Raw genomic sequence first — 24,612 nt, 5'->3', positions numbered from 1 at the left:
TGAACACGAGTAGCAGGGTCAGAAAAAAGCGAGAGCGTAGAAATTTCGGCACAAGGGCTGGGCACAAGCGCGTGCACAAGGGTGAGGAAAGAGAGCCTCAGTGTCGGGCTGAGGCGTTGCTAAAGCGATTGTGAGCGACTAGGGATTACCCTAGGTTGGCGCATGCTCTCCCTAGGGGGCTTGCCGCGACTAATACCAATGGGCTATCGGCACAAAAACGGCGCAGCAGTACAAACGGAAACAACACAGCGCACCACGGTGGTGCGTTTGCTTTTTTGGGAGTCGCAGCGTGCAAACTCTGCCCACAGAAACTGCTCCGCGCGAGCATCTGCCGTTTTATCGCCAGCTCTATTTCCAGGTGGTGTTCGCCATCATCGTCGGCGTGCTGCTGGGTCACTTCGAGCCCGAGTACGGCGCGGCCATGAAGCCCTTTGGCGATGCTTTCATCAAGCTCATCAAGATGATCATCGCGCCGGTGATTTTCCTGACCATCGTCACCGGCATCGCCAGCATGACGCACCTGAGCTCGGTGGGCCGCGTCTTCGGCAAGGCCATGGCGTACTTTCTGACCTTCTCCACGCTGGCGCTGGTCGTTGGTCTGGTGGTGGCCAACGTCCTGCAGCCCGGTGCTGGCATGCACATCAATCCTGCGGACCTGGACCAGACGGCCGTCAAGGGCTATGTGGCCAAGTCCCACGAGATGACGCTGACCGGCTTTGTGATGGACATCATCCCCAAGACCCTGATCAGCCCGTTCGTGGGTGACAACATCCTGCAGGTGCTGCTGGTGGCGGTGCTGTTCGGCGTGTCTCTGGCCATGGTGGGCGAGGCCGGCAAGCCCGTGCTGAACTTCTTTGAAGCCATGACCAAGCCCGTGTTCAAGCTGGTCAACATCGTGATGAAGGCCGCCCCCATCGGTGCCTTCGGTGCCATGGCCTTCACCATCGGCAAGTTCGGTCTGGGCTCGCTGGTCAATCTGGCCGAGCTGGTGCTGACCTTCTACATCACGGCTGCCGTGTTTGTGCTGGTGATTCTGGGCGCTGTGGCGCGTTACTGCGGCTTCTCCATCGTCAAGCTGATCAAGTACCTCAAGGACGAGCTGCTGCTGGTGCTGGGTACCTCGTCTTCCGAGTCGGCCTTGCCTTCGCTGATGCACAAGATGGAAAAGGCCGGTTGCAGCAAGTCTGTGGTGGGTCTGGTCGTTCCTACCGGCTACTCGTTCAACCTGGACGGCACCAATATCTACATGACGCTGGCTGCGCTGTTCATTGCCCAGGCAACGGACACCGATCTGACGCTGGGTCACCAGATCGCACTGCTGCTGGTGGCCATGTTGTCGTCCAAGGGCGCGGCTGGTGTGACTGGCGCGGGCTTCATCACCCTGGCCGCAACCCTGGCCGTGGTGCCTGAAGTGCCAGTGGCCGGTATGGCGCTGATTCTGGGTGTGGACCGCTTCATGTCCGAATGCCGCTCGCTGACCAACTTCATCGGCAACGCTGTGGCCACCGTGGTGGTGTCCAAGTGGGAAAACGCACTGGATCACGACCAGCTGGATGCCGCTTTGGCTGGCAAGGATGAGGGAGCAGCCCATCTGCATGCCTGATATTGGGCCTGCCCAAAGCAAAAGCCCCAGCCTGATGGCTGGGGCTTTTTTATGTCTTTTGAGCTTTAAACCCAATGCCTGCAAGCGGATGAAGCTATTGCTTTTGCAAAGCCTGTGTGGCGGTCAGCAAGTCGTGTGCTGCCAGCACACGCAGCGTGTCACGGCCCAGGCGCTTGCTGCGTGGCAGAAAGCGAACCCAAGCCAGTTTTTTGACGGTGCGCTGCAGCACCTGCTGTGCATCATCCGGTAGTTGTTGCACAAAGGCCGTCCAGTGCGGGAACGCCGCTGGCAGGGCTCCAGCCTGCTCCAGAAACAAAGCGGTGGACTGCGCATAGTTGAGCGCATCGCGAGCCATGCACACGGCGCGGGGCAGGTGGGCGGCGGGGTCGTCTTCAAAGTCGATAAAGCCAATCACGCCGTCGGCGCACACCACCATATTGCGGGCCACGGCTTGGCTCAGTACCTCGCCCTGTGCATGGGCTTGTGCAATGGCATTCAAGCCTTTTTGCCACAGCTGCAGCGTGGCTTGCGCCCCCAGGGGAATGGCGTCTTCGATGGCATTGCTCAGGGATGGCGATTCTTCGTCGGGCCGGCCCAGGTGGCGCATTACAAAGGCTTGCTCATTGCTTGCCAGCACCTCGGGTACACGCAGACCCTTGGCTTGAAAGCTGCGCAGGCGACGTACTTCGGTCTGCAGGGTCTCTGCCCCGCCCGGATTGGGAACGGGCTGCAGCACCGGAGCTCCCAATAGCTTTGACAGTGCACTCAGCAGCCAGTAATTGAAGGCCGGGTTGCCCTGGCTGGCGCGCTTGACCCAGAGGGTCTCATGTGCCAACTCGTAGCGCATGATGTTGTGCGGCTGACTCAGATGGCTGCGCAAGAATGCTTCGTAATCGATAGCTTCATGCGCAGGCTGCATATCGGCTTTGGCTGTTTTTTCCTGAAATTGCACGGCTTATGGTCGGTCGGGCGCGAGGCTCTGGTTTCTCAGGTCCAGATGCCGTTGCGCAAAGGCAAAGTTTGCGATTGTGCCGTGTTGACGGCACTGCCCGCAGCAGAAGGCTGGAGCACGGGCTCATGCAGGGGCTGGAAGCTCTGGGCGCTTGCCAGTGGCCAGTAGGTTTGAAACACCTTGTGCTGGTCCTCCAGGCCCTTGAGCAGGCTGCCTGGCTCCACGCGCATGATCAGGTTGGACAGCAGGCTGACCTGCGTATCGCTCAGGCGCCGAACAATGTGGTGGGCGGTGATTTCCTTGGGGTGTTTGAGCCCGGCCGCCTGCACCAGCTCTTGCAGCGCATGCATGGTGTTGCGGTGGAAGTTGGCCACGCGTGTGGCCTTGTCGGGCACAACCAGTGCTTTCTGGCGCACCGGGTCCTGGGTGGTAACGCCTGTGGGGCAGGTGCCAGTGTGGCAGCTTTGGGCCTGAATGCAGCCCAGCGCCATCATGAAGCCACGGCCTGAATTGCACCAGTCGGCGCCCAGGGCCATCATGCGCGCGATGTCAAAGGCCGTAATGACCTTGCCTGCTGCACCGATCTTGATGCGGTGGCGCAGGTTCACGCCCAGCAAGCTGTTGTGTACCAGCAGCAGGCCTTCCTGCAGTGGCACGCCCACGTGATCGACAAACTCCACGGGGGCAGCGCCCGTGCCGCCTTCGGCACCATCGACGACGATGAAGTCGGGCGTGATATTGGTCTCCAGCATGGCTTTGACCATGGCAAACCACTCCCAGGGGTGGCCCACACAGAATTTGAAACCCGTGGGTTTGCCGCCAGACAGGCGACGCAGCTTGGCGATGAAGTGCATCAGCTCAACGGGAGTCGAGAAGGCGCTGTGACTTGAGGGAGAAATGCAGTCCACACCCACAGGGATGCCGCGTGCTGCTGCAATTTCAGGCGTGACCTTGGCGCCGGGCAGCATGCCGCCATGGCCAGGCTTGGCCCCCTGGCTGAGCTTGAGCTCAATCATCTTGACCTGCGGATCTGTGGCGTTGACGATGAACTTTTCTTCACTGAAGGTGCCGTCCGCATTGCGGCAGCCAAAGTAGCCAGATGCCACTTCCCAGATCAGATCGCCGCCATGCATGCGGTGGTATTGGCTGATCGAGCCTTCACCGGTGTCGTGAATGAAGCCACCAATCTTGGCTCCCTGATTCAGCGCCTGAATGGCATTGCCAGACAGGGCGCCAAAACTCATGGCCGAGATGTTGAAGACACTGGCGTGATAGGGCTTGGTGCAAGGCTCCGCCCCTTCCGCTCCCTGCTCTGGCGAGCCGCCAATCCAGACGCGAAAGTCGTGCGAGCTGAGCTTGGTGGGTTGCATGGAATGGTTGACCCATTCGTAGCCTTGCTCTCCTACGTCCAGTTGAGTGCCGAAGGGGCGGTTATCGACCTGACCTTTCGCACGCTGATAGACCAGAGACCGCTCGGCACGTGAGAAAGGCAGAGCCTCGGTGTCGCCTTCGATGAAGTACTGGCGAATTTCGGGCCGGATGAACTCGAAGATGAAGCGAAAGTGCCCCATGACCGGGTAGTTGCGCAAAATGGCGTGACGCTTTTGCAGCATGTCCCACAGGCCCAGCAGCACCAGCAAGGCTGCGGCAATCAACCACCAAAGGCCTTTGCCAGAAGTGGCTAGCGTGTAGCTGGAAATGCACAGTACGAGTGCACAAAGTGCCAATGCGCTGTAGCGCAGAGGCAGACTATTGAAGAAGCGATGCACAGCAGATACTCCCCTGGCAGGGTGTGTTGATGGTGGCCCGCTAAAATTCAGCCCGTTCGGGGGCATCCATCTTGGATGCTTCGCCCTCAGCCCATCGTCCGGCCCTGCACTTCGATAGTGATGAAACAGTCCGGGCCATCATAAAAGCCTTTCCCTATGCAAGAACAAGCACCTAATACCGCCGCAGAAGACGCGGCCTCCGCCGACATGCCCGAGGGTGCACTGAGCAACGACCAGCTCGAAGAGCTGGACAATCTGCTCGACGAGCTGCGCACCCGTGGCGATGAAATCCCTCAGTGGGAGTTCTGTGACGGCTTCCTGACGGCCCTGGTCTGCACACGCCGCCCCATTGCTGCTGCTGAATATATGCCCATGCTGCTGGGCGATGGTGAAGCGCTGCAAGTGGCTGAAGGCCAGCCCCTGCCCAAGCTGGACGTCTTCAAGGACGAAGCCCAGCAGGCCCGCTTCATGGAATTGTTCGAGCTGCGCATGGCCGAAGTGCGCGAGCAGCTTGATGCCGACATCAAATCTTTGGCGGATGACGCGGCCTTCCAGCCCGAAGCGCTGGACACGCGTGGGGCCATCGCCATGCTGCCCGAAGCCGAACAGGCCGAATTGGAAGGCGAGGAAGTGCCTTCCTTCTCGCAAGTGTGGGCACTGGGCTTCATGTTCGTGGTGGAAAACTGGGCCGACGAATGGGCCGCTCCCCGCGACAAGGAAGCTGCTCAGATGCTGGACGCCGCCATGGAGTTCATCGTCAACCTGACCGAAGACGACACGGACGAGCCTGCGCTGAACCTGTACGAAGAGTCCGGCCCTGCATCGACCAGCCAGGAACGTGTGGATGCCTTCGGCGAGGCCATCTGGGCTGTGTATGACCTGTACCGGCTGTGGAAGAGCATGGGCCCCCGCCAGGAAACCATCGTCAAGGGTGAGCAACCTGGTCGTAATGACCCTTGCCCCTGCGGTAGCGGCAAGAAGTTCAAAAAGTGCCACGGCGCTTGACCAGAAGCACCCCCTGAGCGGCTGCGCCGCTTCCCCCGCTCTGCTTCGCGGATGGGACGGAAGCCTCGCCTCAGGGCGGCCTTTGCTGGCTGTCTCTGGTCTGAGGCAGCGACGTTGCAGCGGCTTGCTGGAAAACATTAAATGCCGCTCCTTTTCTTGGGAGCAGCTTTTTCTTGTGGTCAAGCTTTAGCGAGCGGTTGCCAGTTGATTTTTGTGCCGTGGCAGTGAGTTAGTGGGATAGATGACGCATTTAGGTGAGCGCATACGTGCCCGGCGGCAGGAGCTGGGCTTGAGTCAGGGGCGGCTGGCGCAGATGGCAGAGGTCACGGCATCAGCCATCTCGCAGATCGAATCGGGTGCGATTCGATCCCTCAAAAACGATACCTTGGAGCGGCTGGCGCTGGCGCTGCAGACTACGGCGCTGGAGTTGATGGCCGACCTGCATGCGCCGACGACCTCTTTGCCCAGCGATGAACAACGCTTGCTGGACTGCTATCGAAAGTTGCAGCCGCCGCTGCGGGATATTGCTCTCAAACTGATTAAAGCTTTGCAGTGATGCTTGGATGAAAGCATTGCGTGCTCAATTCAGTTTCAAAAAGGCCTGCTATTTGCAGGCCTTTTTGTTTTCATGGCTTGAGTTCAGGGTTAACCCGATTAATGGGTGTAGGACTAAATCTATTAATCTGTAGGAAACGAATGAAGATTGCGTAGATTGAATCGGAAGTTGCACGTGAGGAAAGCTTTAAGGCAAGTGAGATGAATCCATGCTGTATTTGAATGTCGTTGTTTTTATTGAGTTTTTGTGGGTTGAGTGAGCGCTTTCTCAGGTTTGGAAATTGCCAAGAGCTATTTTGCCAATTTGTTGATAGCTATTTCAAACATTTCAAGATGTTTCTTGATTCCGTAAGATCAGTTCCGCGGTGGTCGAAAAGGTCGCCACGGCGATTCTTCAACCTGATTGTTCAAGGAGCTGATCATGAAAGACCAAATCGTTAAATTCTGGCGCGATGAAGAAGGTGCAACAGCGATTGAGTATGGGCTGATTGCGGGAGTAATTGCTGTTGGAATCTTGGTATCTCTTGGAGGTGTGAGAGATGCAATTGTGACTCTTTTTGAGGATATTACAGAGGCGCTAGGTGTACGGCCTACATAAAATATGGCAGTGATACTTTTGCTCTGGCTTTGTATTGCTGCGTCATGTGATGCAATATATAGAAAAATCTTTAATTGGATTGCAGTCTCAGGTTTTGTATTAGCATTTTTATTTATGTATATATGGCCTGAGATGCAACCAATTTCAACAAGGCCATGGGATGGTGTTGTTGGATGTTTATCTGGATTTTTTGTACTTTTGATTTTTTATAAATTAGGTGTGATGGGGGCTGGCGATGTGAAGTTCGCGGCAGCCTTAGGAGCTTGGGTAGGCTGGAAGTTGCTTCTGCCTATCTGGGCTTTGAGTTGTGGCTTTGCAGTGCTTCATGGCTTGGTCGTAAGAAGCAATCTGAAGTATTTTTTCTCTGCCTCTATGAATTGGGAAGACGGCAGGCGGGAAAAGGGGAAAAGATTTATTCCCTATGTCACCTATCTCTCAATAGCGACGGTGATCGTTCTGATGTTGAATAAATAGAGAAAAAGAAAGGAGGAGTCATGCATTTCAAAAAACAGCAAGGTGCTGCAGCGATTGAATTTGCCGTTCTCTTTCCAATCTTCTTTCTGATTTTCTACGCCATCATTACCTATGGTTTGATTTTTGCTGCTCAACAGACATTGACCTTGGCTGCAGCAGAAGGTGCTCGAGCAGCTGTCCGTTATCCGGCAGCTATTTCGGGAAAACCAATGACCAAGGCTGAGCAGCTGGACGCCCGCCGTGTTGCAGCCTGCGCTGCAGCGATGGTATCGACGAACTGGCTCTCCAAAATCGGTAGCGGCTTTGGCTTGGCTTCATGTCGCCAAGAGATTAGCAATGATGCGGGCCTTTACGCCACGCCTGGTATCTGCGGCACAGGATCTGCTTCGTTTACTGCCTCTAATGATGCGAGTCAGGTGAATTGCGTGAGCATGCAGTTGAACTACAACTATGCCTCTGCACCACTGATTCCCAGACTGTTTGGCCCCTTATTGAGTCTGCCCACGCCAAATCTTCTGCAGGGAAGAGCGGTTGCGCAAATTAGCTTGATTGACTGACTACAACGATAAAGCCTTGTCTCAATAAACAAGGCAATAAGAGAGGACGTTATGGTGAATGTCGCAAAGATCGCGGTCGGTGTTTTGCTGGCCATTGCGCTGGCCTTGGGTGTTTATGGCTGGATGCTCGCCAAGACTCCTCAAACCACAGCCTCTCAGGCCCAGGTCATCCATAGCGACAGCAAGTCCAGCGCCAATGTGAACGTGGTGGTAGCTGCACAAGCCATACCTGCAGGGCAGTCGCTCAAGACTGAAGACCTGCAAATTTCGGCCCTCCCTTCCAAGCCCGATGGCGCTTATGACGATGTGCCTGCTGCCGTGGGGTCTGTACCAGCAGTGGACATCCCTAAGGGCGCGCCCGTGTTGCAGGGGCAGATGGTCACCGGCCTGGCTCTCAAGGTAGCTGAAGGAGAGCGTGCCGTGGCCGTCAAGGTGGACGAAAGCATTGGAGCCGGCAATCGCATACGCCCTGGCGATTTTGTCGATGTGTTCTTTGTGCTGCGCCGCGATGGCACTGAAGTTGAGCAGAGCCAAGCCCGCTTGTTGCTTTCGCGCAAGCGCGTGCTGGCCTATGGTGCGGCGTCGGTCGATGCACTGACTACCGGAGAAAAAACAGATGGCAAGCAGGCCAACGGGCCTGACAACGCACGCACAGCCGTGCTGGCGGTGCCTGTGGCTGAAGTCAGCCAGCTGGCCTTGGGTGGAAGCAACGGCAGCTTGCTTCTGGCACTGCGCAACCCTACGGATATGACAGAGCCTGATATGGAGAGGTTTGCACCTCTGCCTGGCGTGCTGGCCGTTGCCATACCCAAGGGCGGTGCAGCCGCTCCACTGGCGGGAGCTGATGCCGCGCAGGCGGGTGTGGCCATGAGCAGTCTGGCCGGCGCCACTGGTGCCACTGCAACACGCATGAGCGCACCTAAGCCCATGACAGCGGGTGTTGCCAAGCCAGCGGCACCGCGTACCCGTACCGCGTCATCCGACTCTTCTTTGGCCGTTGAATTTGTGCGTGGCGCCAATTCTCAAACAGTGCGGTACTGAGCTATGAATAACAAGATTCTGTCTCCCTCTATTCGCACTTCTTCGATGAAGTCTTTGACTCTGCTTTGCGGCCTGTCTTTGGGTGTTTTTAGTACTCCAGCCTTTACTCAACAAGCGCTGGGTGCTATTGAATCAAAAGCGCAGCAGGCAGTTGGGGCTAGGGAGATCAAGCTGGTCATGGGGGCGCAACATGAGCTGAGCCTGCCCGGTGGCGTGGAGCGCATTGCGATTGGTGACGACACGATTGCCGGTGTGCATATCAAGCGCGGAGGCAAGGGAGCTGCTGCCAAGATTTTGCTGAGCCCGCTCAAGCCCGGCACCACCTCTTTCATGGTCTGGCCGCGTGGTCAAGCGCAGGTGCAGAACTATATGCTCAATGTGCAGCAGCGCGTAGAGCTGCGAACCGCCAAGGCTTCCAGCCTGATCGAGCAGCAGTTTGCCAATGAGCTGGCCAACGCACAGACGGGTGACAAGGTCAAGACCGTGGATCTGTCCAGCGTGCAACTCAAGAGCAATGTGGTGCAGGTCGATGTGAAGGTCGTTGAGTTCAACAAGACGCTGATGAAGAACGTCGGCATCAACTTGTTCAGTACAGCGGTCAACAGTCACGGATTCAGCTTCGGCATTCTGAGCAAAGGTGTTTACAGAAGCGGTGGCACTGTGGACTCTGGATTTGGTTCATCACCCATGAGCGCTGCATTCAATTTGCTCATGCAGTTTGACAAGGCAGGCCTTGGGCTGAACCTTGGCATGTTGGAGGGTAATGGTCTGGCGAGAGTCTTGGCAGCACCCACGCTGGTGGCGCTGTCGGGGCAGAGCGCCAACTTCCTGTCGGGGGGTGAGGTACCAGTGCCAGTGCCTGCAGGGAATGGCACTGTGGCGATTCAATACAAGCCTTATGGCATTGGCCTGACGGTTTCCCCCACCGTGTTGTCTAACGAGCGCATCGTTCTCAAGGTCGCTCCAGAGGCCAGCGAGCTTGATTATGCGAATGTGCTCACGCTCAATGGCGCTTCTGTTCCCTCCATCTCTACACGCCGCGCGGACACGACTGTGGAGCTGGGGGATGGAGAGAGCTTTGTGATTGGTGGACTGGTGAGCCGAACGACGGCATCGAGCACCAACAAAGTGCCACTGCTGGGTGACTTGCCCATTCTGGGGGTGTTGTTCAAGCAGCAGGAGTACAGCCAGAAGGAAAAGGAAATTGCCATCGTCGTCACCCCGCGCCTGGTCAAGCCGCTGGCTCGCGATGTGAATGTCGAGCCATTGCTACCCGGCAGAACGGAGCAGCGTGATCCTTCGGTGTGGGGCCCCTGGATGGCAGGAGGCCTGTCAGGCAGTGTAGCGCCAGGTTTTTCTCGCTGAGAGCCAGGGTAGAGGCATGAATATGCGTATGGATTCTTCCCACCTCAATACCGCGCAGCGAAGTCCTGCGAGCAAAGGTGCTTGTGTGGTGTTGGTGACGCATTCTTCTGCGCATGCTTTCTGGCTCGCAAGTGCCATGAGCAACGATGCGGAAGTGATTCCGGTGGCACATGAGTTCACAGCGTTGCAGTCTGCGATATCTGCCAATGGCCTGGGGGTTGTGGTGGTGGATTTCTCTGCTCCGATGATGGATGACGCGGTTGCTTTGGTCGGAGATTTGCGCAGTGCTTTTCCATCGGTTGTGATGATGGGCGCGGGCTCCTCTTCTGACTCGGCGTCCATGCGTGCGGCATTGCGCTGCGGCGTTGCTGAATTCATCGACTGGGATGCACCGGAGAGTGAGGCTCGCGAAGCTATTCAGCTTCAGATGCAGGAGAGCAATAGCCTGCCGGCAACAGTTGCGATGGAGCAAGTTGTCAAAAGCTTAACACTGCCTTTGCTGGGTGCTCGCGCAGGCATGGGGGTGACTACGCTGGCCACGCACTTGGCGGTGATGTTGCAGGAAATGAAGACGCATGACGAGCGTGGAGCGAAGCGTAGAAGGCAGGTCTCCAGGCCGTTTGGAGCCAGCCAGCTTCCCGACGAGCAAGCGGTTCATGTGGCCTTGCTTGACCTGGGTTTGCCTGCGCGCGATGGCCTGCTGTATTTGAGCCTGACTGGGGACTTTTCCTTCGTCGATGCAGTCCAGAACACACGACGTCTGGATGCCACCCTGATCAATTCGGCGTTTGCCAAGCACCCTTCCGGCACTGCGACACTGGCCTGGCCTGCAGACCTGGGGTTGCTGCGCGAAGTCAGTCCTTCGGCGGCGGCAGGGGTGGTCGGGGCGCTGCGGGGCTTGCTGCGTGCGCAGGTGATTGATCTGGGGGGAATGACTCAGGCAGATTTTCTGACGCCTGTACTGCGGGAGTGCGGGCTGGGGTGGGTGGTGTGCGATCAGTCCCTGGGGGGCATTGTCTCCACCGCACATCTGCTCAAGGAGCTGGAGGGTAAAGGTGTCGCTCGCAGCTCGCTCAAGCTGGTACTCAATCGCTTCAATGTGCAGGCTGGGCTTCCGGCCAAAGATGTGGCTCAGCGACTGGGGATAGAGCTGGCTCATGTCATTCCAGATCGCTCCACGGTACTGCTCAATGCGGCCAGTTGTGGGCAGCTGCTGTCGCAGTCTTTGCGCGGGGACCCTTATGTGGCGAGCATACGCAGCATGGCCAGAGCATTGCTGGGGGAGGCGGCGGTAGATGAGCAAGCGACAGCGCCAAAGCAAGGCGTTCTGAGTCAATGGGCTAAGCGCCTGAGGAGAGGCGAATGAGCATGGACATCGTTTTTTCAGAACAAAGCAACCATTTTTCGGACTCCAAGCAGCTCTTGCTGATCAAAAATGTGGCGCATGAACACCTGCTGACAAGGGTCGAGGAGCTGGGAGCGGTATTCGCCAAATGGTCGACCAGTCGCGTGCGTCAGTTTGTGAGTCAGGAGCTGGAGCAATTCGTGCGTCAGCAGCGCTTTCCGGTCAACGATGAGGAAGTGCAATGGATTGCGCAGGCGCTGAACAAGGAGCTGTCAGGTCTTGGGCCGCTGGATGACTTGATGGCAGACCCGGAGGTTGAAGACATTTTGATCAACGGCTACCAGCGTGTCTTTGTCTCGCGCAAAGGGGTTTTGCAGCAGGAGACACTGCACTTTACCGACAACGCCCATGTGCTGCGCATTGTGCGCAGAATCATCTCACCCTTAGGGCGGCGCCTGGACGAATCGACTCCCATGGTGGATGCGCGCTTGCCCGATGGTGGGCGTATCAATGTGGTGATCGAACCGCTGTCACTGGACGGGCCCGCGGTCTCCATTCGCAAGTTCCGCAACGACCCCTTGAAGGTGCAGGACCTGGTCGGTTTTGGCACCTTGGACGAAGGCATGGCCCGTTTGCTGGAACTGGCGGTGCGTGAGCGCTGCAACATTCTCATCAGTGGCGGAACCAGCTGTGGCAAGACCTCCATGCTCAATGCGATCGCCGGATTCATTCCGGCCAATGAACGGGTGGTGACCATTGAGGACACGGCCGAGCTGACACTGCCGCACCCGCATGTAGTACGCATGGAAAGCCGTCCTGGTGGCTTTGAAGGCGCAGGGGTGGTGTCCATTCGAGACTTGCTGCGCAACAGCTTGCGCATGCGCCCTGACCGTATTGTGGTAGGGGAAGTGCGTGGCGCCGAAGTGCTGGAGATGCTGCAGGCCATGAATACCGGCCATGACGGCTCCATGGCCACGATTCACGCCAGCTCTGCACGTGAATGTCTGCACCGCATGGAGATGCTGGCGGGTTTTGCCGGCTTTCAGGGCAGTGAGGTCAGCCTGCGTCGCCAGATTTCGAATGCGCTGGACTTTATTGTGCAGATTAGTCGATTGCCCAACGGCAAGCGGCGCATTACCTCTATTACGGAGGTGACAGGCATTGTCGACAGTGTGATTGCAACCCAGGAGCTGTACCGCCACGAGCTGCTGCCACAGGCGGATGGCGAAGACCAGGAGCGCTGGGTCACGCTGGGACTGGTACCTCACACCCCCAAGCTGGCTCGCTACAGGGCGGTTCTGCAACATGCCGGCAACAATGCTGCGCCTGGAGGGCGCCATGGATAGCCGTGCATTCTTGATGCTCAGTCTGGCCCTCTTGGTTGCGGCGGCGGCGATTGCTCTTTGGCTGCTTGTCAGTCGCAAACAGAAGATGCGTCAGATGACCGAGCACCTGACTCGGAGCCTTGATCAAAGTGCGGCTGCAGCCTTAGGCGCAGGGCTCAAGGATCCCGGTGTCTCTGCCTTTGATAGTTCAGTGGCGGATGCAGGGCTGGGTAAGGATGACAAGTCGGTGTGGCAAGTTCCTGCGATCTTGCTGGGTACGGTCAGCGCCAGGCTGTTCTATGGCGGCCTGGTGCTGATTGCAATGGTGTTTTTCATCGCTGGCCTGGCTGCAAGCTGGCTGGCGGCAAGTGCGGCCTTGGTGGTACTCAGCATCGGTTTTTTCTTTTTTCTCTATACGCGGGCGCAAAAATATCGGGTGCGCCTTACGCAGCAACTGCCTGGCTTTTTGGATAACGCCGTGCGCCTGGTGAGCATTGGCAATTCAGTGCAAGCGGCTTTTCAGCTGGCCGCAGCTAATACAAAAGAGCCCTTGCAGTCGGTGATGGAGAAGGCCGCAAGTCTGGCACGCGCAGGTATGGAGTTAGAGAACGCCGTAGCCCATGTTGCGCGGCAGACAAGGCTGGATGAGCTGCATTTGCTGGCAGCCATTTTGCGCATCAGTGTGCGCTACGGCGGCCGCGTGGATTTGCTGCTGGAGCGCGTAGCCAACTTCATGCGAGATCGTGAGCAGGCTGAGCAGGATTTGTCTGCCATGACCGCTGAGACGCGCATGTCGGCCTGGGTGCTGAGCCTGCTGCCAGTGGCTGTTTGCGGAATGATCATTTCTTTCAATGCAGGCTATTTCCTGCGCATGTGGAACGATGAAACCGGTCGCAACATCATCTGGGCTGCAGCTGCTTTGCAGGTCTTCGGGGTGGTGCTGCTATACCGTATGGCCAAGCTTGATGAAGGGGCTGAATGATGGAAACCTCACGCCTTCTTCTGATGCTGAGTGTGGCGCTGCTGGCGCTGGCTGCCTTGATTGGGGCAGGCGTGATTGCCTATGCGCATCAGCGGCGCGAGCGCAGAAGTCAGGTGGTGCAAGACGCACTGGGGCGCAGTGGTGCAGTGGTAAATGCTCCCTCTGCGCCATCCGAGCCCGTGAGCCTTTTCAAGGCCTTGAAGGGCGAAGACGCATTGCCTGTTCACTGGCTGGAAGGCTCCTTCGGTAAAGCTCTGGTTGCCGATGAAGATCGCATCTTGCTGGGCAAGTGTGGCTGGGGCTCTACGCGTGCACAGGTTCAATATTTAATAGCGCGCTGTGTTTGTGCAATAACGCTTCCAGTCGTTTTTGCGGTGATATTGGCTGGAAGCAAGAATCTCTTTTTCTACCTCTTTGCAGCCTTTGCCATCGGCTTCTTGCTGCCCAAATGGGTACTGCGAAGCGTGGCCCGTCGTCGTCGCAGCAGCGTGGTGCGGGAGCTGCCTTTGCTGGTGGATTTGCTGGGGCTGCTGCAAGGCACGGGCATGAGCCTGGATCAGACCTTGCAGGTCATAGGCTCTGACTTTGGCAATGTCATGCCTGTGCTCTCGCGCGAGATCTTGCTGGCCAATCAGCAATACAGCAGAGGCAGTACGCGTGAGCGCGCTTTCGGTCGTCTGAGTGACATCTACCAAAACGAAAACCTGGCGAACCTGACGTCGCTGATGATTCAGATCGATCAATATGGCGGCGCGGTACAGGAGCCATTGCGTGTTTTTGGCGAGCGTTTACGTGAACAGCGCAAAGCCAGGATGAAAGAGATGATAGGAAAGATCTCGGTCAAGATGACTGGCGTCATGGTGGTGACGCTGCTTCCGGCCCTGATCATCATTACTGCCGGACCCGGCTTTCTCGCCGTGATCCGGGCATTGGGAGGGATGAGCAAATGACCTATAAAAGTCAGTACCTGATGCTGCCTGTCGCAGCCGTAGCCATGTCCATGCTCGCAGGTTGCTCCAGCATGGGCAATCTGCTGGGCTCCAACCAGCCCGTGTTGTCGCCCGCGGCCAAGGCCGCTGCAGAGATGCCACTGGAAAAAGACCCGGTGGTCAACACGCAGGACACTTATCTGGCGCTGGTCAAACAGATGCAGGCCAAGTCGCTCTGGTATGCCTCCATCGCCCACCTTGATGCGCTGGACAAGCAGTGGGGTGTGTCCAGCGAGTCACGCTTGCTGCGTGCCGATGCCTTGAGGCAGACCGGGCAACTCAACGCTGCCGTCACGATGTACCAAGGACTGCTGGGTAGTGTGAATGACGGAGCAGCACGCTATGGTCTGGGCCGTGTTGCCGCCGAGAAGGGCAACTTTCGCCAGGCTGCCTTGCAGATGGAGCAGGCTCGCATGAGCAACCCTGTGGACTCCCGTCTGCTGACTGATCTGGGCTATGCGTATCTGCGTGCCCATGACCTCAATGCTGCTCGCACTCCTTTGATGCAGGCGGCGCAGCTCAACCCTGAAGATGCGCAGGCAAACGTCAACTTGAGTCTTTTCATGATGGTCAGCGGGCAGAGTGCGCAGGCTGAGGAATTCATGCGTCAGCGCAAGCTGGATGGGCAGACCCAGCAGGCTGTCAAAGAGCAAGCCAGTGAGTGGTTGAAGGGGGCCAAGCAGGCGGCCAGACTGGCCGGGAGCGATCCGGCAACGCAGGCAACGGGTAGAGTCGTCAACCTCTCAAGGCCCGAGGCAGCTGTACCCGACATGGGCATGAGCAAGAGTGTCATGCCGACGGCTTCCACACCGGCATCCGCTGCAGTGCAGGAGGAGACCTCCACAAAAAAATCCACGCCGGAGTCTGAGAGTGCTCAGGCTCCGGAGGTCGTTGTGACAAAAGCACCAGAGTCAATGCAGGCACTGGGCGCGGCAGACTCCTCAGCTGTACCGCCATTGCCTCTGGCTCAGCCGGTGATGGCGCAGAGTGCAGAGCGTATGCCCAGCGGTGGGCAGTGGATGGTTTCAGGCGGCAGCTTTGATGCAGGTCGCCCACGTTACCCAGGTCAAACTCCGCAGGATTCAGCACATGCTCAAACCTATGCATACGCACTGCCTGAGTCACGACAGGCAGAGCGAAGTGCTAGTGCTTCCACAGCTCCTACTGTTGTAGCAGCTGTTGCAACATTACCAACAATTTCAGACTCAAAACACTCTGAAATGCTTTCTGCTAAGGCGCCATCAGCTTCTGTATCCGTAGCAAAAGCGATACCGAAAGAGATCGCGCTCAGCGCTCCATCTCAGCCTGCCAAGCGGGAAGAGACAAAGCCTGCACAACCGTTGATGACGGAAGAACTCCCACTACCGAAGCTGGCACCCGTGCATCCAGCATCGGTGCCGCACGTTGCGCCCAGCACGCCACAGCCGACGGTGCCACGCCAGCCCTCAGGCCCGGCACGATCGTTGCAAGAAGGCGCGGTGGTGATGGCTGTAGCCTGTCCTGCGGTAGTTCGTCAAGGTGGCAATGCCGGCAGCAGCAAGCAGGAAGTGCAAGCCATGCTGCCTAGACGCGCTGCAACTGGGGGACTGTTCTTTGAATCGCCCGACGAAGAAGCCGGCAGCAAATCCACACCTGCTGCCAAAGCGGCGATGCCAGAGCGTGTCTGGCCTTGAACACCTTGTCTGAACTGCGACGGAGCCCCTTATGAATAACCAGACTTCCTCGATCAAGCGCTTGCGAGCAGTGGCTCTGATCCTCATGGCAATGGCCGCTTCGGCTGTCACGGCGCAGACCAGCAGCACTGCTGCTAACACTACAGGGGTGACCAATCTGAGCGCCTCCAAAAGCACTGCAGCGACCGGGCCAGGTACGTCAACTGCGATAGCATCTTCTGCAGCCGCAAAGGCGGCAGTAACCCAGACGCCAGCCCCCAGCAATGCATCGCTGACGCCAGTTGCGACGAACCGGGGAGGGGATGCCACCACTCACCTGCTCAAGCTGCAGGCAGAGGGCCAGTACGCCTCGCGCAATGCCTACCCTGTGACCAGCGATGTGGCTCAGCGCACCTATCAGCGCTACCTCGAAAGCTTTACCCACAAGATTCCCGAAAGCTCTGAAACGCAAGTGGGCAACAAATCCGGCGGCAGCCGCTAAGCCGCGGCAGTGGCCGTCTGAAGGTGTATCTGCATGCAGTCTTTTGCAAAGGGCTTGAGCCATAAACGCATCCGTCGCCAGTCGGGCTCCGTGGCGATGCTGGGCGCGCTATGGCTGATGATTGCCGTGATTTGCCTGGCGACCATTGATATTGGCAATGTGTTCTGGCAAAAGCGGGAATTGCAGAAGATTGCGGATCTGGCGGCACTGGCGGGAGCATCGGCCACCTCACTGCGGGACTGCGGACCGAGTGCGCAAAGAAATGCGCAGCAAAACGGCGCAGTTGCCAGCGAAGTGGCCGTGGAGTGTGGCAACTGGAAAAAATCTCGGGCTGGCTCCTCTGCCAGTGACATGTTCGTTGCCGGGCAAGACCCGTTCAATGCCAGCAGAGTACAGATGATGCGGGCGGTCCCCTTTTTTTTTATTTGGCAGACATCAGGTAACTCGTCCAGGAACGTTGAAGCAAGCGCGGTTGCGTGGCGGCCTCAGCCAGCAGCTGCGCTATCGATTCGTACTACTTTGCTGAAGGTGGATACAACACAGTCCGCGATTTTGAATGCGGTTCTCGGCGGTTTGTTGGGCTCGAACATCAAACTGGACGCCGTAGGTTGGAATGGAATACTGGGAACGCAGATCAACCTGCTGCAGTTCCTGGATTTTCTTGCACCACGAGTCGGTGTGAATGTGGGGGACTACGCAAAACTGCTAAGCGCCGATGTGACTGTGGGAGTGCTGCTGCAGACCATGGTGGATGTGGTACAGCAAAGCGGTAATACAGCCGGTGTTGCGCTGCAGGCTCTGAACCAGCTTGTGACGGCGGCTCTCGGTGTGCCTGCTTTGACGCTGAAGCTCTCTCAGCTTCTGAACTTGCAAACTGGCCTTGACTTTTCTGCTCTGGATCTGGGGCTGAACGCTTTTGATCTGGTTCAAGGTGCCATCCAGGTTGGAAACGGCAACAGTGCTTTGTCGGCTGCAGTGGCTGTTCCCATCCCCGGGCTGGTCAATCTGAATGTGTTTTTGAAGGTCATAGAGCCGCCGCAGATTTCTTCCATCGGTGACCCGCAGCTGGCCAAGCTCGATCCGCTAGGCGCTAACCGGATCTATGTCCGTACTGCTCAGGTTCGTGTGCTGGTTTCAGTTGAAGCGCCGGTGCTGGGCGGCCTGTTTCAGACCGTCGATGCGCTGCTGAAGCCGCTGTCTCCTGTCATTGCGCTGCTCAATGTGTTGCTGGGCAATGTGGACGGCTATGCGGATATGACCATCCTGCCGACACCTACACGAATTGATCTGAGTCTGGATGTAGGTGGAGGGCAGTCCTACGTCACGGATTACGACTGCAATGCGGGTAGCAAGAAACTGGTGACGAACACCAGAAGCGCGCTGGCAGATATCCGGCTAGGGCGTATGGGGGATTCTCTAGGCGAGGCCAAGGCCCAGGCATTTGGCACACGTGCGCCTGTTCAGATGGCCCCGCTGCCAATATTGCGGCTGGACTGCATCGGTTGCGATGGTTTTGGCAAGCGCACACAGCAATATTTCGGTGGTCTTGGTGTTCAAGTGGAGACACCGGTGGCGGCCAATACAGACCCCAACTTCACTTTCAACGCCCCACCGCCGCTGAGCAGCGATCCCTCCTGGAAAGCCTTGTCTGCGCGCAACATCATCGGCAGTCTCTCAGCTACCGTAGGCAGCCTGAATGTTTTGCAGACGTTGACGCCAGACCCGCGGGCCAAACCCGGCGGTATTCAGGCACTGCTGGATGTCGTTAAGGGTGTTTTGGGAAGCTTGCTGTCCTTGGTGCAGGGCATCATCAGCGGCTTGCTGTCGCCTTTGCTTGATCCTTTGGTGAATGCTCTGTTGAAGGTACTGGGCATTGATTTGGCGCAGACCGAAGTAGGAGCGCGCATGACCTGTGGAGCTCATCCAGAGCTGGTGTTCTGATCCTTTAGCTGTCTATGACAGAGTTGCCAGCAGTGCATCCAGTGCCTTAGTAACTGTGGCCTTGCGCACGGCAGCTCGGTGGCCTCCGAGATGCAGGCATTTCTCCAAGGTCTGCTGTGGCACACACCACCCCACCCAAACCGTCCCCACGGGCTTTTCCACAGACCCACCTCCAGGCCCGGCAATCCCAGTCACCGCAATGCTGACCTGGGCGCGTGAATGGCGGATCGCCCCCTCGGCCATCGCGCGCACGACCTCTTCGCTGACGGCGCCGTGCTTTTCGATCAGTTCGGCGGGAACATCCAGCATTTCGGTCTTGGCTTCGTTGGAATAGGTCACAAAGCCGCGATCAAACCATTGGCTGGAGCCGGCGAGGTCGGTGCAGGCCGCAGCGATCATGCCGCCGGTGCAGCTTTCGGCGGTGGTCAGCATCCAATTCTTCTCGATGAGGTTGGCGGCCAGTTTTTGCACCAGTTCTTCGATGCTGGTTTCTGATTCCATGACCATGGGGCTCTTGCTCCTTGTGAATTTAGCCTGAGGTTGTTCCGCGCCCCAAGGCAGGGATGCCGAGCAAGAGCCGCCACGCGGCGATGGCATCCGTCCCCTCGGGGGAAGGCGCGAAGCGACTCAGGAGGTTAGAAAAAATGTCGCCAAAGGGCAATGACCAGCAGTGTGCAGAACGCCGCTACCAGGTCATCCCACATGATTCCCCAGCCGCCGCGTGGGCCGAAGCCTTTGAATAACTGATCAGCCCATTTGACAGGTTGGGGTTTGACGGCATCAAAGAAGCGAAACAGCGCAAAGCAAACGAGCTGGCCCCAGAAGCCCATGGGCATGCATAGCCACAGAATGATCCACATGGCCACGATTTCGTCCCAGACGATATGGCCCGGATCGGCGACGCGCATATGCTTTGCGGTGATGGTGCAGGCCCACCAGCCCACGGGAATGCTGGCTGCGATGACCCAGCCGATCTGAGTGGGTGTCAGCCACAGGGCCAGCACCAGATAGGCGAGCCAGGCCCAGAGCGTGCCCACAGTGCCAGGGGCAATGCGGGGCAGACCAGAGCCGAAGCCCAGCGCAATCATGTGGGCAGGGTGCTGCAGCATGAATTTCACGCTGGGGTAGGCCATGCCAGCCGGGCTTGCTGCGTTGCTTGCTTTGTTATTGATAGCTGCTTGCGTAATACCAGTATGCGCTACGGCGCTATTTGATGAGTCATCCGTCATGGCGTGATGATACGCGCAGCCTTATTGAAGGCCCGTGATGGCTTCACCTTCAGGAAAGCGGATCTGGTGTGTGGCCTGGAATTGCGCGGTGCTGCGGGCATCCAGGTTTTGCTCCCAGGCAATCATGCCGTTTTGGGCATTCCAGCGAGTGGTCGCGGGTTGAGGGCTGTATTGCGACTGCACTTTGATTTGCTCGTTGCGAGAGACCGGTGCAGAGTCCAGCACTTGCAGCGCAATGGGCTGGTCGTGGCGGTTCTCCACGGAGTAGCTTCGAGTCACGGTGCGTTCGGTCTTACTGCTGGCCCAGCCACTGCTACCAATATTGCTCTGAGCAGGCAGGCGGCGCACCACGACTTTTTCATCGCGGCCGAAAGACAGGCCTTGCGCCAGGGCCTGGGCATTGCCAAAGTCAAGACGGCCATTGCCCACCAGAGCGTCATCGCGCAGCAGTGCGACAGGGCCTGCGGGCCAGATACCTTGCGGCGCTTGCAGTGTGGCGATCAGGTAGGCTGCCTCCTCCATGGCAGGTACGGTGCGGGTCAGCAAGGTGGTCGGCAGGCTTTCTTGACCCAGCGTCAGCGTGATGCGCTCAGCGCTGGACGGGACACTGATCTTGTAGGGAATCACAAATTGCGTGCTGTAGGCCGTGTTGATGCTGGAGACATCGAGTGCGGGCAAGGCGGGGACGGGAGCCCCTTCGGTCCTGGCTTTGGCACTCAGGCGCATCGACGAGGCGGATACAGGCGCGGGTGCTGGCGCCATGGGGGCCATAGGCTCGGCAATATCCACCGTCCAAGGGCGTGGCATGGCGCCTTGCGTGCTGCGCGTGGGCTGGCCGGTGGACAGGCGCAGGCTCACATTGCTCCAGTCTTCGCCACTGGCTTGCACGACCAGAGCCTGGCGCTCCAGCTGCACTTGCTGTTTGGCGGTGTTCAGTTGTGCGCGGTAGCTGGGTTGCCAGCTAGGGCCGCGCACCTGATAGCTCAGGCGCACATTGGCTGGGCGGGCGCTGGCCAACTGGACTGTGACCTTCATCACCTGAGAGCGCTCGGCACCTGTGCGGTCGCGCTCCTGGCGCAGCGGCTGCAGCTGCGCCAGCAAGTCCTGCTTCTGGCGCTGAATCTGGTGGGCACGCACGCTGTTGTCACGGCTGGTCTGGCGCAGCGCCTGACTGGTGCTGGCAATCTGCGCGGCGCTGGTCTTGCCCTCGTCGCCAGGCTTGCTCACGCCCTGCAGAAAATCGTCCACGAGCTTGGCAGCGTTTTCTTCCGCTTCAATGCTGGCAAGCTGATCTTCAAGACTGCGCACTTGCTGATCCAGCGGGCTGGTGCAGTCCTTGGCGGCCATGTGTCTTGCTTGCAGCAGTGTCTTGATTTCGCCCACGCGAACGCCCTCATCGCCGCTGATCTGCAGGCTTTGCGTATCGATGCTGGCAGGCAGGCATTCAAAGCTGAGTTGGCGAGTCTGGGCATCGATGCGCGCCTCGCGCTGCACGGCAGCAATGCCGGGGTAGAGCGTGACTTCGGTGATCGGAGCGCGGCTGCCTGAAACACTGAGGCTGCTGTTAGCAGTGGCCAGCCCGGGCAGGCTGGTCGCCAGGCAGGATATGTACACGGGCAGAAGACGGCTTGAACGCATGATGGAAAGCTCTTGTGGGCAGTGAACAGGCTTGGAGCTTAACCCAAGGCGTTTGCGCTCTTTTATTTGCCTTCACTCGCCGTTGAGCCAAAGTGATCGAATGATTTCCAATGATTGGCTTGCAGGGCTCCGTTGGCATCCAGCACACGAAGGCCCGGCTCCGCCTCAATGCGACCGATGCAGTGAACGGAAGTGGCGCAAGCGGCACCCGCAGACAGAACGTCGGCATGACGGTCGGCAGGAGCGGTAAAGCACAGCTCGTAATCATCGCCGCCGGCCAGCGTGCACTGCTGCCGAAGTTTTGAGTCAAACTGCCATAAAGTGCTTTGTGGATAAGCGCTGGCAGCTATCAAATTTGTTGTGAGGCGGCTGTCGACCGTGGCACCTACCTTGGAGAGCTCCAGAATGTGGCCGAGGTCTCCCAGCAAGCCGTCGCTGATGTCGAGCGCGCTGCTGGCCAGGCCGCGAAGTGCCAGGCCCAGAGCTACGCGCGGCGTGGGCGCTTCCAGCCGTTGCCGGGCTTGTTGAAGCAGGTCAGCGGGGAGCTGGACATGGCCCAGAAGTGCCTCCAGAGCGAGCCGGGCGTCGCCCAGGTTTCCGCTGACCCATATTTCATCGCCAGGCTTGGCACCACTGCGCAGCAAAGCCTGGCCTGCCGGAACTTCACCAAACACGGTGATGCAGATATTGAGCGGACCGCCTGTGGTGTCTCCGCCAATCAGCTCACACTCATGGGCATCGGCCAGCTCCAGCAGGCCGGTGGCAAATTCGCTGATCCAAGCTTCGTTGGCGCAGGGCAAAGACAGGGCCAGAGTGAACGCCAGAGGCTTGGCGCCACTGGCAGCCAGGTCGCTCAAATTCACTGCCAGTGCTTTGTGACCGAGTAGGCGCGGGCTCACGTCGGCAAAAAAGTGGCGGCCTTCAACCAACATGTCGCTGGAGATGGCCAGCTGCATTCCGGCGGCCGGTGCCAGCAGTGCGCAGTCGTCACCGACGCCCAGAGCAGCGCGATGCACGGGCCGCTGAAAGTAGCGGCGGATCAGATCAAATTCACCCATGAAATCTCTGGCCGCCCGCAATGCTGCGGCCTGGTGGGCCGCTGGTCAGCGGCGGTTAAAGGTCAAGGCCAGAAAAAGCTCAGAGGCCTGCGCCAAAAGCGCTGGCGTATGGCCTTGTAGATGCGTGAACGGTCACCCACGCTGACGTTGTGGGCTCGTAGTGCCAGGCGGAAGGCCAGGTAAAAGCTCACGCCCACATTGAGTGCCGCATTGAAGGGCAGCATGGCAACGGCCCACCACAGCAGATTGGAGTGCAGCACTTCCCAGCCCAGCGAAGGCACGGCGACACCGATCTGACCGGTGGACAGGGTGACGTGACGCACTTCCATACCCAGGCCGAAAAAAGCCGCGAACGCAGGCACCAGCCCCAGCATGAAACCCAGCGAAATATTGGAGGCTAGGCTGGAGACGTTCTCGCGCAGAAAACGAGCCCAGCGATCGGCGCGGACCGAGCCCAGGAGGCGTGTGATTCGCGGGTTATAGCGAATCACCGAATCGATATTGCGCAATACAAACCAGTTCTCTGCACCGCCAGCGATCAGACTGCTGACAAACAGCAAAACGCCTGTGAAAGCGGCAAACAGCACCGATGGACCCAGCAGGCTCAGTGAATCCAGCACCTGCTCGGCGTGCTGGGTGCTCAGTGCCTGATGGCCGACCAGATAGGCATAGCCCATGGTGAGCAGCAGCGCGGCAGGAAAAACGATGAGCACGTTGCCCAGAATGGCTGCCACCTGTGAGCGCACCAGGTGGGCCACTTCGTCGACAAACTCCTGAATGGAGTCATCGCTTTGAATGTCCTTGAGCTTGGCGGCCATGGCCGGAGCCGTCATGGCTGGCTGCTTGGTGGCCACCGTGAACTGCAGCATCTGTATCAGGACAAAGCTGATGGCGTAGTTCAAGCCTGCAGCCAGTCCGGACCAGAAGACGGAAAGGCCCAGTGCGTACAGCGCAAACTTGGCCAGCGTGGTGAAGGCCATCACAAAGCCGCCACCGGCCGCTTTGGCCATCATCTTGCGGTATTCACTGCCGTCACGGGTGATGTAGTGCTCGCCGGTCTCGGCGCTGCGCTCGGCCACCTTGGCGGCCAGCAGCGAAGAGTTGGTGGACATCAGCGCGCGTACGCTACGGCGCTCTATGCCCACGGCGACTAGGTTGGAGAGCAGCTCCGAGGTTTCGTAGGCGCGGTCATCGGAAAGCAGACAGTCCAGCAGGCGGCGGATGCGCAAAATGCGCGCCCTCACCTGGCGCAGGCGGAAGATCAGTCCTACCGAGATGCCCTCGGCCTCGACATAGGAGTAGACCGATGCCACGGCAGCGCGGCAGGCTTCGAGGCGTTCGCGCAACTGGGCGGCGGCTGCGTCGCGCCGGTCTGTGGTGCGCAGTGGCAGCATGACTTCCACACGCAGGTTTTCCACATCATGAATCAAGGCATGGAAGGGCTTTTCATCACGGGCCTGTTCGCTCATGCGCAGGCGTAGCTCGGGTGCAAAGCCGGTGGAGAGAATCTGTCCGGAGCAATAAGTGATGGCGTCAAGCAGGCTGCGCTCCCAGAAGCTGACGCCTTCTGCTTGTGCCTCGTGAGGGCGCAGCAGCTGCGTGATGCGAGCCATGAGTTGGCTGTCTAAGGCATGCAGCCAGCGGGCATCAAAGCGGTCGGGAAAAACCAGCATGAACAGCTCGGACGCATCCACGGTCTCGGGAGTGCTTGGTAGCTTATAGCGTAGGCGCTCAACCACTTCGCTGGCCATGGCGGTGCGTGGCGCAAAGCCGAAGTCGGCCAGCAAGGCGGTGATGTCCACCGTCTCCATCAGCGTCTGACTCCAGCGGCGCAGCCGTGCCATGGCTTCCGGGTCGGTCTCGAAGGCCTCGACGACTTGCCTGACACGCTGAACCGCGCCCTCCACCGAGGGCTGGGCTGCCCGTATCCATTCCGCCAAATGAATGAGCCAGAGGTGGCGTTGCGCAAGCCCGGCGTCGGGGTCCAGAGCTGCGATCAGCTCTGGCAGGGTTGTTCGGTTTTTTTTCATGT

Annotated in this window: 22 protein-coding genes; 15 read left to right on the top strand and 7 right to left on the bottom strand. The window is 58.5% G+C overall.

All coding sequences use genetic code 11. The features are described 5' to 3' along the window. Positions 1–289: 289 nt before the first annotated feature. Positions 290–1,603 (top strand): dicarboxylate/amino acid:cation symporter, encoded by a 1,314-nt coding sequence (locus tag AC2I9W_RS14460; RefSeq protein ID WP_486410621.1) that lies wholly within the window; start codon positions 290–292, stop codon positions 1,601–1,603. 94 nt (positions 1,604–1,697) lie between these two features. Here AC2I9W_RS14460 and AC2I9W_RS14455 read toward each other — a convergent pair whose 3' ends face one another. Next, the gene (locus AC2I9W_RS14455) at positions 1,698–2,522 is read right to left on the bottom strand and encodes a BUD32 family EKC/KEOPS complex subunit (protein WP_486410620.1); all 825 of its coding nucleotides are present in this window, start codon (positions 2,520–2,522) and stop codon (positions 1,698–1,700) included. A 68-nt stretch (positions 2,523–2,590) separates the two neighbouring features. Continuing rightward, complete coding sequence (locus AC2I9W_RS14450) at positions 2,591–4,324, bottom strand: FMN-binding glutamate synthase family protein (RefSeq protein ID WP_486410619.1); 1,734 nt, start codon at positions 4,322–4,324, stop codon at positions 2,591–2,593. 207 nt (positions 4,325–4,531) lie between these two features. On the opposite strand from AC2I9W_RS14450, the gene AC2I9W_RS14445 reads away from it, so the two are divergent. The 14 genes from AC2I9W_RS14445 (at position 4,532) to AC2I9W_RS14380 (ending at position 18,655) form a co-directional block, all read left to right on the top strand. Continuing rightward, positions 4,532–5,329, top strand: coding sequence for a YecA/YgfB family protein (locus AC2I9W_RS14445; protein ID WP_486410666.1), 798 nt, complete (start codon positions 4,532–4,534; stop codon positions 5,327–5,329). A gap of 241 nt (positions 5,330–5,570) precedes the next feature. Then, the gene (locus AC2I9W_RS14440) at positions 5,571–5,885 is read left to right on the top strand and encodes a helix-turn-helix domain-containing protein (protein ID WP_486410618.1); all 315 of its coding nucleotides are present in this window, start codon (positions 5,571–5,573) and stop codon (positions 5,883–5,885) included. Between the two features lie 420 nt (positions 5,886–6,305). Beyond that, positions 6,306–6,482 (top strand): Flp family type IVb pilin, encoded by a 177-nt coding sequence (locus tag AC2I9W_RS14435; protein ID WP_486410617.1) that lies wholly within the window; start codon positions 6,306–6,308, stop codon positions 6,480–6,482. Between the two features lie 3 nt (positions 6,483–6,485). Next, the gene (locus AC2I9W_RS14430; RefSeq protein WP_486410616.1) at positions 6,486–6,956 is read left to right on the top strand and encodes an A24 family peptidase; all 471 of its coding nucleotides are present in this window, start codon (positions 6,486–6,488) and stop codon (positions 6,954–6,956) included. Positions 6,957–6,976: 20 nt separating this feature from the next. Beyond that, complete coding sequence (locus AC2I9W_RS14425) at positions 6,977–7,513, top strand: TadE family protein (protein ID WP_486410615.1); 537 nt, start codon at positions 6,977–6,979, stop codon at positions 7,511–7,513. A 51-nt stretch (positions 7,514–7,564) separates the two neighbouring features. Further along, a complete protein-coding gene (cpaB, locus tag AC2I9W_RS14420) occupies positions 7,565–8,554 on the top strand; it encodes a Flp pilus assembly protein CpaB (protein ID WP_486410614.1) in 990 nt (329 codons plus the stop codon). Positions 8,555–8,557: 3 nt separating this feature from the next. Then, a complete protein-coding gene (locus tag AC2I9W_RS14415; protein WP_486410613.1) occupies positions 8,558–9,919 on the top strand; it encodes a type II and III secretion system protein family protein in 1,362 nt (453 codons plus the stop codon). A 136-nt stretch (positions 9,920–10,055) separates the two neighbouring features. After that, positions 10,056–11,285, top strand: coding sequence for a CpaE/TadZ family protein (locus AC2I9W_RS14410; protein ID WP_486410612.1), 1,230 nt, complete (start codon positions 10,056–10,058; stop codon positions 11,283–11,285). Then, positions 11,282–12,610 (top strand): TadA family conjugal transfer-associated ATPase, encoded by a 1,329-nt coding sequence (locus AC2I9W_RS14405; RefSeq protein ID WP_486410611.1) that lies wholly within the window; start codon positions 11,282–11,284, stop codon positions 12,608–12,610. The genes AC2I9W_RS14410 and AC2I9W_RS14405 overlap by 4 nt, the downstream gene beginning before the upstream one ends. Next, positions 12,603–13,571 carry a type II secretion system F family protein gene (locus AC2I9W_RS14400; RefSeq protein WP_486410610.1) on the top strand — a complete coding sequence of 323 codons (969 nt, stop codon included), beginning with the start codon at positions 12,603–12,605 and terminating at the stop codon, positions 13,569–13,571. The genes AC2I9W_RS14405 and AC2I9W_RS14400 overlap by 8 nt, the downstream gene beginning before the upstream one ends. Beyond that, positions 13,571–14,521 carry a type II secretion system F family protein gene (locus AC2I9W_RS14395; protein WP_486410665.1) on the top strand — a complete coding sequence of 317 codons (951 nt, stop codon included), beginning with the start codon at positions 13,571–13,573 and terminating at the stop codon, positions 14,519–14,521. The genes AC2I9W_RS14400 and AC2I9W_RS14395 overlap by 1 nt, the downstream gene beginning before the upstream one ends. Further along, a complete protein-coding gene (locus AC2I9W_RS14390; RefSeq protein ID WP_486410609.1) occupies positions 14,518–16,233 on the top strand; it encodes a tetratricopeptide repeat protein in 1,716 nt (571 codons plus the stop codon). Before AC2I9W_RS14395 ends, AC2I9W_RS14390 begins: the two co-directional genes overlap by 4 nt. Positions 16,234–16,264: 31 nt before the next feature. Then, on the top strand, positions 16,265–16,714 hold the full coding sequence (locus AC2I9W_RS14385) for a DUF3613 domain-containing protein (protein WP_486410608.1): 450 nt from the start codon (positions 16,265–16,267) through the stop codon (positions 16,712–16,714). A 33-nt stretch (positions 16,715–16,747) separates the two neighbouring features. Then, positions 16,748–18,655, top strand: a complete 1,908-nt coding sequence (locus tag AC2I9W_RS14380) for a pilus assembly protein TadG-related protein (protein ID WP_486410607.1) — start codon at positions 16,748–16,750, stop codon at positions 18,653–18,655. Between the two features lie 12 nt (positions 18,656–18,667). Here the strand turns inward: AC2I9W_RS14380 and AC2I9W_RS14375 are convergent, their stop codons facing one another. The 5 genes from AC2I9W_RS14375 to AC2I9W_RS14355 form a co-directional block, all read right to left on the bottom strand. Further along, positions 18,668–19,156, bottom strand: a complete 489-nt coding sequence (locus AC2I9W_RS14375; protein ID WP_486410664.1) for a CinA family protein — start codon at positions 19,154–19,156, stop codon at positions 18,668–18,670. A 134-nt stretch (positions 19,157–19,290) separates the two neighbouring features. Then, entirely contained in the window at positions 19,291–19,884 is a 594-nt protein-coding gene (locus AC2I9W_RS14370) for a phosphatidylglycerophosphatase A family protein (protein WP_486410606.1), read from the bottom strand. 21 nt (positions 19,885–19,905) lie between these two features. Next, positions 19,906–21,522 (bottom strand): DUF4139 domain-containing protein, encoded by a 1,617-nt coding sequence (locus AC2I9W_RS14365; protein WP_486410605.1) that lies wholly within the window; start codon positions 21,520–21,522, stop codon positions 19,906–19,908. 62 nt (positions 21,523–21,584) lie between these two features. Beyond that, positions 21,585–22,580: a thiamine-phosphate kinase gene (gene thiL, locus AC2I9W_RS14360; protein WP_486410604.1), complete on the bottom strand. Its 996-nt coding sequence runs from the start codon at positions 22,578–22,580 to the stop codon at positions 21,585–21,587. A gap of 62 nt (positions 22,581–22,642) precedes the next feature. Next, entirely contained in the window at positions 22,643–24,610 is a 1,968-nt protein-coding gene (locus AC2I9W_RS14355) for a site-specific recombinase (RefSeq protein WP_486410603.1), read from the bottom strand. Positions 24,611–24,612 lie beyond the last annotated feature (2 nt).

The sequence above is a fragment of the Comamonas sp. FUJ_7 genome (assembly GCF_057369555.1).
The sequence above is the reverse complement of the archived record's forward strand: the minus strand, read 5'-3'. Positions and strand labels throughout refer to the sequence as shown.